Consider the following 13524-nt stretch of genomic DNA (forward strand, 5'->3'; position numbering starts at 1 on the left):
ATTACCTCGCCGCACTTAATAAGGTGTTAAAAACTTCTTGAGCAGCAGCTAACACTTGAGCTGATGCTGAATATGATTGCTGAAAACGCAGTAAGTTGGCAGCCTCTTCATCTAGGTTTACACCCGAGAGCGACTCATACCACGCTTCTGATTGCTGAGCAAGCGCATCAAATGCACTTGCACTGGTAATGGCTTGGCCGGTTACTACGCCAATATCACTCACTAAGCCTGAATAGGCTTGATTAAATGTGTCGTGATTGTCGGCAGTGGATGTAGTTACTACATTTTTACGAACTAATTCGCCATTTTGTAAATCAGCTAGCTTTAAACCATTACGGTTATCATCAAAGCCGCCTTTATTAAATTCAAGAGTAAAAGTGTCGCCTGTTGCTGGTGTACCTTCTATATCAAAATCAAAACCATAATCGCTGTATGGCGTTCCTGCTTGAGATATAACATTATTACCTGGCGGTGGAATAATAATTGTTGTTGCCGCGTTATTCTCATCTGAAATTTGATATTCGTTTGCAGTGCCTGTTTTAACTAGGGTAATACTGCCATTGGTCAAACCAGGAGCTGTGCTAAAACCACCCGATGTTACACTTGTTACTTCTCCCGCTGAAATAGTAGCAGTACCTGTATTATTTATACTATTTGCTGTACGAATAGGCGATGCCAGTGCTAAGTCTTCTGCGCGCCCTGTTGCAAGCTTCAAGCTTGTTGATGCTTGAGAGTTAAGTTTGACCATAAATCGATCATCAACACTAGGTAGCTTAGCAATATCGAGCGTAATTTCTAATCCAAACAAATCTAAACCATCATTTGCCGGACTGTTGTCTTTTAAATTGACTTTACCTGTTGCTGTATCAACAGCTGCAGTAGTAAAAATTTCGTTGCCGCTGGCATCTTTAATCTTCTCACCTTTATTATCAATGGGGTAAATTTCAACTTCATTCGTGTCACTGTACTTTACAATAAAGTCACTAGCGGGTAGCTCACTGCCTTTACCGGCCTCAAGAGTGGCTGTTAAACTGGCACCGCCGGTATTAGCTTGGTACGCATAACCACCCACGGTAGGTATATTAAATATATCACCGCCTAGCTCGCCATTAGCATCCATACCGAGTTTATTTTGCTCGTTAAACGCATCGGCAATTGCTAACCCCATTTGGCCTATTTGATTTTGTGCCGGTACAAGCATGTCGTCTCTAAACGCCAATAAGCCGCCAATTTTGCCTTTAAGTTTGCTCGCATCTATTTCAAGCGGCACAGCTTTGCCGCCATTCACATCAAGTGTGAGTTCTTTAAAATTAGGATCGGGATCGCCCGACAGTGAAAACAAGTTAAAGGTCCCATTTTCCATAACTAACGACTCGCCAGTGCCCATAAAAACAAGCTTTTCGCCATTAGGGCCATCAAGAGTTTCTATATCAACGAGCTCTGATAGTTCACGAATTGCTAAATCTCGCTGATTGTAAATAGAGCTTGCGTCTGATGCGTTGTTTGTTCCGTTAACAACGGCTATTTCTTGGTTTAGCGTATTAATGTTTTGTATGAGCGAATTGGCTTCTTCAGAAAAAATCTCAAGTTGTTCGTTCACTATGCTTTGCTGTTCAAGCACAATCCCTGAAAGCCTATCCATTTGATCAACTAGGCTTTGCGCATCGGTCATTACTAATGAGCGAGCAACCGATGAAGAAGGCTGATTTAAAGCCTCTTGTACGTTGTTAAAAAGCGAATTGATACCGGTTGATAAATTATTAGACTCTTCAGAAAAAATGGTATCTACTCGATTTGCCTCTGTAACAAACTGATCAAAAAATGATTTATTAGAGGTGTCGCGATTTAATTGCGATTGGGCAAACTCGTTCAAAAGCCTATATGTTTCGCCCCGCCCTACTTGATTATCAACCATAGTGGTAAATTCAGTTCGCTCACGTACGTAGCCCTCTGTATTTACATTGGTGATGTTTTTACTGGTCGTTTGTAAAAGCTCAGAGCTTGAACGTACCCCAGCACTGGCAATATTTAATAAACTAAACGACATATTACTTCACTCCTTGGGCAAACGCGCTTGTTGCAATATTTTTAAGCTCACTGCTATTTAGCACTTTTTTTATTTTACTCGCGTAATTAGGATCGGTTGCGTAGCCTGCTTTTTGTAATGAGTCTAAAAACTCATGCGGCTTTGCGGTATTTTGAAGGGCCTCTTCGTAGCGTGGGTTTTGCATTAAAAAGTCAACAAAGTCGTTTACGCTTTCTTTAATTGAATCGTAAGCTCTAAAGCTTGCTTGCTTTTTAACAGGCGTACCTTGTTCAAATTCAAGCGTTACTTTACTGGCTTTATCACCATCCCAGCTTTTATCAGATTTAATATTAAATAAGTTATTTGAACTGCCGCCATCACTTTTACTAATAATGTGCTTGCCCCAGCCAGTCTCAAGTGCTGCTTGGGCAACCATAACGGCAGGGTTTAAACCTATTTTTTCGGCCGCTGTTTTAGCATGCTCCCACACTGTGCTTACAAATTCTTCGGCACTGTTAAATGCAGGTGCTTGCTCTGTAGGGGCTTTATTATTTGATACAACAGTACTTACTTTTGATTCGTCTGTATTAACTACAGTAGCACTTGATGCTTTTTCGTAAGGGAGCTCTGAGCCTGCGCGTTTATCACTGATAAAATCGCTCGTGGTTCTAAGTACCGAACCTGGCATAAAGTTTTCTGCCTCTGGTGAGAGCTGCTGAACAATTAAATCAGCCAACCCTAAAGACCCATTTGAAGAAAGCTCAGAAGAAAGTTGCTGGTCGTGCATTTCTTCAAAAAACTTTACACCACTTGAATTAAATGGGCTGTCTTCGTCTTCAAAGGCTTCGTTGGCTTTTCGCATCCCTTTTAGCAGCATTTGCGTAAAAATTGCTTCAAATTGTGCCGCTGCTTTTTTAAGCGCCGCTTTTGAGGCATCAGTAGATGCATCACCGCTATTTAAAGCGTCTTGACGTAAAGTATTTAGATTACTTAAATCAAAAAAGTTTTGCTTATCGAGGTGATTTGTTTCCATCAGCTTTTTGACACAACAATGAATAATACTTGATGAAATGCAAAAACTAAGCCAAAGGTATTTTAAAGGAGGGTTTTATTAAAAAGCTCGGCTACATTACTGTAATACCGAGCTTTTAATAATTTTAGATAACTACGAGCTGCCCGTTAATAGCGCCAGCCTCTTTAAGGGCTTCTAGAATAGCCATTAAATCACCAGGTGCTGCGCCTACTTCATTAATGGCCCTAACCAAATCATCAAGACTAACGCCCGGGTTAAAAACAAACGCACGAGAGTCATCTTGGTTTACATCTATAATGCTTTGCTGAGTTACCACAGTATCACCCTCAGCTAATGGGTTTGGTTGAGATACATTTAATTGCTCTGCAATAGTAACTGTTAGCCCACCATGAGTGATTGCCGCAGGTTGTAACTTTACGTTTTTACCAATAACAATGGTCCCTGTTCGCGAATTAACAATAATTTTGGCAGAGGTGTCAGCAGGTTTAAATTCTAGGTTTTCTAGGGTCGATAAATAAGACACTCTTTGTGATGCATCACGCGGTGCAATAACACGTACCGATGCGGCGTCAATAGCTTGTGCACTACTTGGGCCAACTAAATCGTTAATGGTTTTTTCTAACCGCTTGGCGGTTGTAAAGTCTGGGCGGTTTAAGTTAAACGTAATGTAGTCACCCTGCATAAAAGGGCTCTTAACTTCTCGCTCTACGGTTGCGCCATTTGGTACACGCCCTACCGTAGGTGTATTAATAACCACTTTACTGCCATCAAGTCCTTGGGCGCCTAAGCCACCTACAATTAAGCTACCTTGTGCAATTGCGTACACGTTACCATCAACCCCTTTTAAGAAGGTTTGCAACAATGTACCACCACGTAAACTGCCTGCGCTACCAATTGAAGAAACCGTAATATCGATTGTTTGACCAGGTTTTCTAAAAGGTGGTAGCTCTGCATGTACCGCAACAGCGGCTACATTTTTAATTTTAGGGCTTTGTGTTGAAGGTAACGTAATACCAAAGCTGTTTAACATGCCTCTAAAGCTTTGTTGCGTATATGAGTTTTGCTCTCCTGTGCCAGGTAAGCCCACGACTAACCCATACCCTACGAGTTGGTTAGCACGTACGCCTTCAACCATAGATACATCTTTAATACGCTCTGCACTGGCAGAAAATTGCCAGCCTAGCAGTATGATCAAAATAATTGCTTTAATGCTATTCATACTACTGTCCTCTAAAACGGAAATAATGAGCTACTAAAGAAGCGCGTTAACCAACCTGGGCTTTGTGCTTCTTGTGTTTGCCCTTTACCAGAATATTGAATTCGGGCATTTGCTATTCGGTTTGATTCTACCGTGTTGTCTGCACTTACATCTTGTGGGCGCACTAAGCCTTCAAGCCTAATAAATTCTTCACCGGTATTAAGTGTGAGCCATTTTTCACCGCGTATAACTAAGTTACCGTTTGGTAAAACACGCATAACGTTTACCGAAATATCACCCACTAAACTATTTGATTGATTAGATTTAGAATCACCCGTAAACGATGAATCACTACCAATACCAAATTGAATGCTATCGCCACCAATATTTACAGGTAAACCGCCTAAGCCAATAACGGGGTCGAGACTAGCGTCAGTTTCTTTGTCGGTTTCGGTTTTAGCGGCTTTTGTAGCTTGAGTTGACTCTTCAAGCTTAACGGTAATTATATCGCCGGTTCTGAGTGCTTTTTTATCTGAATACAAATCATTAAATGTATTAGTGTTAAACAGTGACCCTGTTGCAACAACAGGCTCTGCTACAGGCTCTGGGTACATAGGTGCGTAATAAGGATCGTCTTGAACCACCTCACTATTTTGAGTAGACACACAACCACTTAAAAATAAGGTGCCTGCTGCAAATAAAATAATATTACGCATAAATATCCCCTTGTATTCGGTTATAACTGCTGATTGATGTAACTCATCATTTCATCAACGGCTGAAATTACTTTTGAGTTCATCTCGTAAACACGCTGTGTTTCTATTAGGTTTACCAGCTCTTCGGTCACATTTACGTTTGATGTTTCAAGCGACCCCTGAATAATTGTGCCCAAGCCTTCAACTCCTGGATTACCTTGTACCGGCGCACCACTAACAGCGGTTTCGGTGTAAAGATTTTGTCCAATTGGCTCAAGACCCGATGGATTGATAAAGTCACTAATTGTAAGCTGACCAATTACCACGTTGTCGGCTTGCCCTGCTACACGCACCGACACTTCACCATCTTGAGAAACAGTGATTGACTGCGCATCATCTGGTACGTTCATTTCTGGTTGCACAACAAAACCAGCACCAGAGGTGACAATGCGGCCGTCTTCATCGGTGGTAAATTGCCCGTTTCGGGAGTAGGCAATATTGCCGTCAGGTTGTAATACTTCAAAAAAACCTTCGCCGGAGATCATCCAATCTAATGAGTTTTCGGTGGTAAGCATATTACCTTGTGTAAACTCTTTTTGGTTGGCAACGACTTTTGCACCGGCACCTAGCATTAAACCCGACGGCATCTCAGTATCTTGTGATGAACGGCCACCAGGTTGGTTAATATTTTGGTACAGTAAGTCTTCAAAAATAGCGCGGCTTTTTTTGTAACCTACTGTGCTGGCATTCGCCAAGTTATTTGAAATAACTGAAATATCAGTTTGTTGAGCGTCTAGCCCTGTTTTACTTATCCACAATGCAGGATTCATAATTATGCCCTCATTTTAAAGTTAAACTATGCGCATCAACTGATCTTGACGTTCGTCAATCTCTTCAGCTGTTTTCATTAGTTTTACTTGTAACTCAAATTGACGTTGGTGGTTGATCATATCGACCATTTCGTGAACTGGATTAACGTTAGACATCTCCAGTGCACCACTTAAAACTTTTACATTTGCTGAGGTATCGACGGTTTGCCCTGGTACAGGCCTAAATAGACCATCGTTGCCTTTTTCGAGCTGCCTGCTATTACCTTCAACAACGCGCAGCGTGTCTACTTCCTCTAAAAAATTTGCTGGTGCGCCTTGCGGGCGAACTTGTATGGCGCCATCTTCACTAAAGCCTATTTTTTCAATAGGGACTGGTAAAATAACAGGTCCACCTTCGCCAATTACTTGACGACCATGACTTGTTACCAACATACCTTGCGCAGTAATGTTGAGCGTGCCTACTTTTGTATATGCTTCGTTACCTGAGTCATCCTGAACGGCAAGCCATGCGTTATCGCTCATTGCAATATCTAAATCACGACCAGTTTCGATAATGCCGCCAGATGTCATATTTGAACCTGGGCGCTCTTGCATTGAAAACACACGCGTTGGCAACCCTTCGCCAAACGCTTGCATTGAACGCGCTTGTGCAAAGTCGGCTTTAAAACCAGTGGTGTTTGCGTTTGCCAAATTATTGGCTTTAAGGGCTAGCCCCTGCAGGCTTTGCTTAGCGCCAGAGGCCGCAATGTAGACCATTTTGTCCATAACATCGACTCACATAAAAAATCTCTAGACTAACAAATGCAAAATAGATGCCAGATTAAATTTGACGCAATTTATGAAGAATATTGAAAGGACTCAGCTACGATAAAAATAGCGGCATAGGCATAAAAAAGGCTGCAAAAATGCAGCCTAATAAAGTAAGTGAAAATTTGTTTAACTTATCGAATCTGCAATATACTTTGCTGGATTGTTGAGTTAACTTCAAGCGCTCGTGAGTTAGCTTGGTAATTACGTTGGGCAGTGATTAAATCAACTAACTCGTTTGTTAGATTAGTATTTGATTGCTCAAGCGCAGATGAATTAATACTACCAAAAGTACCTGAACCGGCTTCACCTGCTACTGGCTCACCAGAGTCAATGCTTTGTTTCCAGCTGGTATCGCCTACTTGTGAAAGGCCTTGAGAGTTTGGAAAACGCACCATAGCAACTTGGCCTAAGTACGTTGAGTCACCGTTGCTGTACGAGGCAACAATTTTCCCGTCTGTACCAATATCAATACCCGCTAAACGACCCACTGTTGAACCATCTTGATCAAGTGCTTTTACTTCAAAACCACTAGAATACTGTGTTGGTATTCTTCCTGCCGTGTTGTTTTCATCACGCCAGTTTAGTTCAATCCCTGGACTTGGGAATGTAGCTCCGTTATCAAGCATTGACGATAAACCAGTACCTGCACCTGCCGGTAAACTAACTTCATTAAATGTTGATGTAGTATTCACATCGACGCCTGTCGTTGCTGGTAAACCGCTTGAGTCAAATCCAAGTGTGGTAATAGGGTTATATGGTGTAGTTGTTTGCTCTGCACCAGATGTACCGTCTACCACTTTACCATCAAGCGTAGCGTATACTTCCCAGCTGTTGTCTGTACCACCTGCAGCTGCATCTTCTTTTTTAACAAAAAAGTACTGAAGAATGTGTGGCTCACCTAGTGAGTCATATACCGTTGTTGACGTAGATGAGTTATACGTACCGCTAGATGTAGGATCAAAAGCAAGGCCCGTAGCATCAGCTGTCGCATCTAAGTTAAACGATAAAAATACGTTCTCTGTAGCGCGAGGTGAACCTGATGAGTCCGGAATTTGAATCGGGTTTGTAGTACTTAAACTAACCGATGTGGTATCACCTGTAGACTCGTCGACTGGAAAAGCTTGTAAATAATTGCCTTTAGCGTCAACCATAAAGTTATCTTGGTTAAGCTTAAATGCACCTGCACGTGTGTAAGTTAAATCTTGTGACGAAATATCGTCGGTCATTGCAAAATAACCTTCACCGGTAATCGCTAAATCTAACGAGTTGTTAGTAAATTGCAGTGACCCTTGGTGAAATTGCTGCGCAACCATGGTTGTTTGCACACCATCACCGTTTTTAGTTTTGCCTGCGCTAAAAACAGATGCTGCATATACGTCTGCAAACTCAGCACGTGATTCTTTAAAGCCTGTGGTATTAACGTTGGCAATGTTATTTGCCGTTACGTCTAAATCTTTTTGTGCGGCTGCTAGGCCTGTAAGTGCAATATTAAAGCTCATAATTCACCTCTAACGTTTTAATCTAATAGCCTGCTAGCAGGCGAAATACTTTTAATTGGTTATGCGATCTCTGCGACATCCGTCAACCTAACCGCACCTTCTTTAGTGTTAATAATAATGCCGCTTGAGCCGTTAATATTAACGCTTTCAATATTCTTGAATGTTGCCACCGGTAAGCTTGAAAACTCGCCGTTGGTACTACCCTCTGCAGTAATGGTGTATTCACCCTCAGGTAAACGTTCGCCAGCCTCGTTATTGCCATCCCAGCTAAAACGAACAGCTCCTGCAGCTTGTGTGCCCATGTCGATAGTTCTAACTAATTGACCTGAAGCATCAGTGACTTTAATAGTAAGGTTATCTACTGCCTCTTCGGCAACTGCAGACCCTTTTGCCTCACCAGATTCACCTAATTCAAGCGTATTTGACTCTAACAGCGCTTGCTTGCCTACGAGCGTTGATGCTTGCAGGGCTGAGTTTGAAGTCATAGAAGATGCAAGCGATTCAAAGTTAGTATTTAAATCGGTGATCCCTTGGGCCATGGTAAAATTGGTCATTTGCGCAATCATCTGATCGTTATCAGCCGGATTACTCGGGTCTTGATACGATAATTGCTGAGTTAGCAAAGAGAAGAAGTCTTCTTGCGTTAACGCATCACTTTCTTCTTCCGTTGTTGCTACTTGGGTGTCTTGCCAAGTAATAGAGTCCAAATAGGATGAACTGGTACTAATATCGTTACTCATAACCTACCCTCGGTTATCGCTGCCCAAGTAACAGCGTTTTGCTTAACATTTGCTTCGCTGCATCGGCAACTTGCACGTTTGTTTGGTAAGAGCGAGAGGCTGAGATCATATTTGCCATCTCCTCAACAACATTAACGTTGGGTTTATAGATATAGCCATTTTCATCCGCACTCGGGTGATTAGGGTTATATTCAATTTGTAGTGGTTTGTTGCTCTCAACAATGCCCAACACTTTAACACCAACTGCGGAGCCCTGTGGGTTGCTAGCTGAGGCAGACGCTTTTGTAAGCTCAGCAGCAAATACAGGTTGGCGTGCTCGGTATGTTTTGTCTTGAGATGAACTAATTGTATTAGCATTCGAAATATTACTTGCAGTTGTATTTAAACGCACATTTTGCGCACTCATACCACTGCCTGAAATATCGAAAACGTTATATAAACTCATAATTATTATCCTTGACTACCGAGAGCTTTATTCAGGCCTTTAAACCTACTACTTAAAAATTGCAGACTGGCCTGATACTCCATCGCATTCTGTGTATACAAGTTCCGTTCCACCTGTATATCTACAGAGTTACCATCGCCTGTATCTCCTTGATTTGGAGTACGAAATAGTTCAGAGCCACCTACACTTCGGGTACCACCGGCAATGTGGTTTTCATTGGTTGTAACCATAGTATTGCCGCTTTGCTGCGTTGACCTTGCCGCTTTAAACGCTGAAGCAAAGTCGATATCTTTTGCTTTATAGCCAGGCGTATCAGCATTCGCTATATTTGTGGCAAGTACTTCTGCCCGCTGTGAACGGATCAACATTGCATGCGGGTGCACGCCTAATGCTTTATCAAAACTGATAGCCATAACTTTCTCCAAAAAATTGACTTACGTTAGTTAAAGCAATTAGTAAGCCATTAGTGTGGTATTAAAGTTATTTTTTATAAAGGTATGTATATTAATAAAAAAACGACGTAATGGACGCCGTTTTTAGTAGGAAGGAAGTGCTGTTATTTTTTTTGGTAGATAATTCCTGGGTTACAACGAACCATATCAAACTCGTTGCTTAATCCTGTCATTGATTCCGATGCACCTAAAAATAAGTACCCTTTAGGATTTAGCGCCTGCGCAAATTGACCTATTATTTTTGCTTTCACCTCTGGCGAAAAATAAATAAGTACATTACGGCAAAAAATGATATCAAATTTGCCCATTAACGCATAAGAATCAAGCAGGTTTAAGTGCCTAAAATTAACTTGTTTTCTAACTGAGTCGACAACTTTTGCCATACCATTGCCGCTATCCATAAAATATTTTTTACGACGTTCAGCAGATAAACCGCGCGCTAGCGCTAGTGCATCGTAATCTGCGTTTTTACACATATCGAGCATGGTATTTGAGATGTCAGTGCCTGTTATTTGAGCGCCCATGCGCAGCACACCTGGCTGATTTGCCTGAAACTCTGCTACCGACATAGCTATAGAATAAGGTTCTTGCCCTGATGAACTGGCGGCAGACCAAATTTTTAGTGGTCTGCGTAAGTCTTTAAACTCAGGAAATAACTTATTTTTTAAAAGCTCAAACGGGTATTGATCTCTAAACCAGAGTGTTTCGTTTGTGGTCATTGCATCGACAACGGCAGCTCTTAATTGACGCTCATGAGGCCCAAGCGTTTTACTCACCAACTGTGATAAAGATTCAACATTAAAGCGAGTCATCAGCGGGGCAAGTCTGCTTTTTACTAAATACTGCTTATTTTCGCCTAGTACAATGCCGCATTGCTGCTCTAAAAAAGAGCGAAATTGGTCGTATTCACTTTGCTGCAAATCTTTATTATTCAAGTTAATAACACCTATTTTGGTTTAATCACAATGAACCCATTTTTTTACTGCAGTTGCGAGCTCATCTGGGTTAAATTTTGCTATAAAGTCGTCTGCGCCTACTTTTTCTATCATTGCTTGGTTAAAAACACCACTGAGTGATGTATGCAAAATAACATGTAGTGGCGCTAATTTAGGATCCGCTTTTATCTCTGCTGTTAATGTATAGCCGTCCATCTCAGGCATTTCAACATCAGAAATAAGTAAGCCAACACGTTCGGTAATATCGTTTTGACAATCAAGCTCTGCAATTTCTTTTAATCTTATTAGGGCTTCTTTACCGTTTTTAGCCAGTTCTGTTTGTACACCAAGTGGTTCAAGAGCACGTTTTACTTGGTTACGAGCAACGGCAGAGTCATCGGCAATAAATACGATGCGCTCACCTAAATCTTTTTGTATTTCAGTATCGGCGGCTAAATCTGCGCTTACCTCAGTATTTACTGGGCAAATTTCATTCAATATTTTTTCAACATCGAGAATTTCAACAAGTTCGTTTTCTATTTCGGTTACGGCTGTTAAATATGAGTAACGCCCTGCACCTGACGGTGGCGGCATTATTTTTTCCCAGTTCATGTTAACAATTCGCTCAACACCGCCAACTAAAAAACCCTGCACTGAACGGTTATATTCAGCAATAATAATGAAGCTGTCTTTTACGTTTTCGATGGGGCGGCCACCTACAGCCATTGATAAATCAATAACAGAGATAGTTTGACCACGAATATGGGCAACACCACGTATGTACGTATTAGATTTGGGCATGCTAGTAAGTGGCGGACATTGCAACACCTCTCTTACTTTAAATACGTTTATACCAAAACGCTGACGCCCTCTGAGCTTAAATAAAAGTAATTCTAGGCGGTTCTGCCCAACCAACTGGGTGCGTTGGTTTACTGAGTCTAAAATGCCTGCCATTCAAATCTCCTAAAGAAAACAAGTAATGCGGAACGATAATTGCTTTCTGTTTATAAAGCATCATAACATCACGGGAGCGTCTACTTTTTGACGCAAAATATTTATACCCTGTTTGAAACCATAAGCATAGTCGAAACATTATGAGTTTGTTAAAAAAAGTCAGAAGATACAGTGTTTTTTATTTTCTTGCCAGCCTCTGCTTAGCAACACCTTTGCATGCAAAAGTGTTTAGCAAAGATTTATTGCAGGAAATTGCTATTTCTCATATTGAAGAACTCGTAACTGTACCATTAGAAAAAAATGTCGAAATAACAGCACTTCCTCTAGACAGTCGAATTCCAGATAGAGTATGTAAAAACGAGCCTGAGTTAATAGTACCTAACGAACCTCCATTTACGCGCCAAGTGACTGTGCAAATAAAATGTAATGATTCACAAAGTTGGACGCAGTACGTTCATGTCAGGATAGTCAAAATGGCACCTGTTGTTGTAGCTAATGCAAACTTAGCGCGCGGTGAAGTTATTACTAAGTCTCATTTGAGCGTGAAAATGAAGCCTTCGCAATTTGTAAGAGTGCAATATTTAGATGACCCTTTGATGCTAATTGGTAGTCGCAGTAAACGAAATATACGCAGCGGTATGCCCGTTTTGCTCAATCAAATTTGCATGGTTTGTAAGGGTGATGCTGTAAATATTTATGCTAGTATTAAAGGACTTAGGATTAAAACCACAGGTATTGCGCTTGAAGATGGCACTTTAGGTGAGCAAGTACAAATTAAGAATAAAAAATCAGGGAAAATTTTGAATGCACGGGTAGATGGTGTAGAGTCTGTGCAAGTAAATATTTAATTTCGATTTATACTAAAGTATCCTATGTATATGCCGATAACTTGGCATAAGTTGGGTAATATACAGGTTTATTATTATGGTTAATCAAGTTAATGGTAGTAATCAGCAAGCTAATGCGCTTTCAAACGCAAAACAGCAACACGTTGATATAAAAAAAGATACCGCTGCAAATACGCAAGCAGCTCAAACACCTTCGCCAAAAGCGGCGAGCGATTCTGTAAGCTTAACGCCTCAAGCACAGCAATTAAAAACACTGCAAGATAAAGCCCAACAATCGTCTGGCTTTGACAGCGAAAAAGTTGCTGAGCTTAAAAAAGCGATTACTGAAGGCAAATACCAAATTGACGCAGAAAAGCTGACTAAAAACCTAGCTGATTTTGAGTTTAACGTTTATGGCTGATCATAACGGTTTAATTAGCGTAAAATTGAATGAGCAAGTGAATTGCTTAGGCTCATTACAGGCGCTATTAAACGAAGAGCTTACCGTTATCGCCTCTCGCAGAGGTGAAGGTTTAAAAGAACTTGCCCAACAAAAAATGTCTTTTTTAACCAAGTTAACTAAGCTCGATAAAGAGTTGAATAAACTTTTTGTTGCTAATGATGAGAACTCTGCTGAAGTGAATGAGCTTGTTGCCCAAGTTAAAACAGAGTTAGCGCAGTGCCAAAAACAAAATAAAGTAAACTCTCATGCAGCTCGCCAAGCTCATTTAAGTGTTAAACAACTTAAAGAGATTTTAATTGGTGCACCAACTAGCATGACATACGACCAAGGTGGCAGCGTGGTAAATACAGATAACAAGTTAGTACGCAACTTGAAAGCCTAGCCTTACTTTATTCAAATTTTTTTATAGAAAAGCCCTTATTGAATGTTCAATAAGGGCTTTTTTGTTGATAGTTAATAAAGCATACTCTGGGTAATAAACCGCTTTTAAGTAATTACCTCTTGCGCTAATCGAGTTTACTTAATTGTAATAGCCTCAAGTACGCTAGTAGCACTACTTAAAATGTAAGTAAAATTTTGCTGCCCACTGCAATGTATAATTGCAGTGGGCCCTTTAT

General features: G+C 40.9%; 15 protein-coding genes. 3 read left to right on the top strand and 12 right to left on the bottom strand.

The features are described from left to right. Position 1: 1 nt before the first annotated feature. From flgK to PESP_RS12700, 12 genes are all read right to left on the bottom strand, one after another. Positions 2 to 2047, bottom strand: coding sequence for a flagellar hook-associated protein FlgK (flgK, locus tag PESP_RS12645; RefSeq protein WP_089348333.1), 2046 nt, complete (start codon positions 2045 to 2047; stop codon positions 2 to 4). 1 nt (position 2048) lies between these two features. Further along, positions 2049 to 3059 (bottom strand): flagellar assembly peptidoglycan hydrolase FlgJ, encoded by a 1011-nt coding sequence (flgJ, locus tag PESP_RS12650; RefSeq protein WP_089348334.1) that lies wholly within the window; start codon positions 3057 to 3059, stop codon positions 2049 to 2051. Positions 3060 to 3183: 124 nt separating this feature from the next. Beyond that, positions 3184 to 4278: a flagellar basal body P-ring protein FlgI gene (locus PESP_RS12655; RefSeq protein ID WP_089348335.1), complete on the bottom strand. Its 1095-nt coding sequence runs from the start codon at positions 4276 to 4278 to the stop codon at positions 3184 to 3186. Between the two features lie 11 nt (positions 4279 to 4289). Beyond that, positions 4290 to 4973: a flagellar basal body L-ring protein FlgH gene (gene flgH, locus PESP_RS12660; RefSeq protein WP_089348336.1), complete on the bottom strand. Its 684-nt coding sequence runs from the start codon at positions 4971 to 4973 to the stop codon at positions 4290 to 4292. 20 nt (positions 4974 to 4993) lie between these two features. Further along, positions 4994 to 5782 carry a flagellar basal-body rod protein FlgG gene (gene flgG, locus PESP_RS12665; RefSeq protein ID WP_089348337.1) on the bottom strand — a complete coding sequence of 263 codons (789 nt, stop codon included), beginning with the start codon at positions 5780 to 5782 and terminating at the stop codon, positions 4994 to 4996. Positions 5783 to 5803: 21 nt separating this feature from the next. After that, a complete protein-coding gene (locus PESP_RS12670; protein ID WP_089348338.1) occupies positions 5804 to 6547 on the bottom strand; it encodes a flagellar basal body rod protein FlgF in 744 nt (247 codons plus the stop codon). Between the two features lie 176 nt (positions 6548 to 6723). Further along, the gene (gene flgE, locus PESP_RS12675) at positions 6724 to 8091 is read right to left on the bottom strand and encodes a flagellar hook protein FlgE (RefSeq protein WP_089348339.1); all 1368 of its coding nucleotides are present in this window, start codon (positions 8089 to 8091) and stop codon (positions 6724 to 6726) included. A gap of 59 nt (positions 8092 to 8150) precedes the next feature. Further along, entirely contained in the window at positions 8151 to 8831 is a 681-nt protein-coding gene (locus PESP_RS12680) for a flagellar hook assembly protein FlgD (RefSeq protein WP_089348340.1), read from the bottom strand. A gap of 13 nt (positions 8832 to 8844) precedes the next feature. Beyond that, complete coding sequence (gene flgC / locus PESP_RS12685) at positions 8845 to 9276, bottom strand: flagellar basal body rod protein FlgC (protein ID WP_004588016.1); 432 nt, start codon at positions 9274 to 9276, stop codon at positions 8845 to 8847. 5 nt (positions 9277 to 9281) lie between these two features. Beyond that, the gene (gene flgB / locus PESP_RS12690; protein ID WP_089348341.1) at positions 9282 to 9689 is read right to left on the bottom strand and encodes a flagellar basal body rod protein FlgB; all 408 of its coding nucleotides are present in this window, start codon (positions 9687 to 9689) and stop codon (positions 9282 to 9284) included. 143 nt (positions 9690 to 9832) lie between these two features. Beyond that, positions 9833 to 10663, bottom strand: a complete 831-nt coding sequence (locus tag PESP_RS12695; protein ID WP_089348342.1) for a CheR family methyltransferase — start codon at positions 10661 to 10663, stop codon at positions 9833 to 9835. Positions 10664 to 10684: 21 nt separating this feature from the next. Then, a complete protein-coding gene (locus tag PESP_RS12700) occupies positions 10685 to 11617 on the bottom strand; it encodes a chemotaxis protein CheV (protein ID WP_089348343.1) in 933 nt (310 codons plus the stop codon). Between the two features lie 140 nt (positions 11618 to 11757). Here PESP_RS12700 and flgA point away from each other — a divergent pair, with 140 nt between their 5' ends. From flgA to flgN, 3 genes are all read left to right on the top strand, one after another. Beyond that, the gene (gene flgA, locus PESP_RS12705) at positions 11758 to 12465 is read left to right on the top strand and encodes a flagellar basal body P-ring formation chaperone FlgA (protein ID WP_089348344.1); all 708 of its coding nucleotides are present in this window, start codon (positions 11758 to 11760) and stop codon (positions 12463 to 12465) included. 76 nt (positions 12466 to 12541) lie between these two features. After that, positions 12542 to 12865, top strand: coding sequence for a flagellar biosynthesis anti-sigma factor FlgM (flgM, locus tag PESP_RS12710; RefSeq protein WP_089348345.1), 324 nt, complete (start codon positions 12542 to 12544; stop codon positions 12863 to 12865). Then, complete coding sequence (flgN, locus tag PESP_RS12715) at positions 12858 to 13289, top strand: flagellar protein FlgN (RefSeq protein WP_089348346.1); 432 nt, start codon at positions 12858 to 12860, stop codon at positions 13287 to 13289. The genes flgM and flgN overlap by 8 nt, the downstream gene beginning before the upstream one ends. Positions 13290 to 13524 lie beyond the last annotated feature (235 nt).

Origin of the sequence: Pseudoalteromonas espejiana DSM 9414, from assembly GCF_002221525.1 — a bacterium.
Classification (GTDB): Bacteria; Pseudomonadota; Gammaproteobacteria; order Enterobacterales; family Alteromonadaceae; genus Pseudoalteromonas; species Pseudoalteromonas espejiana.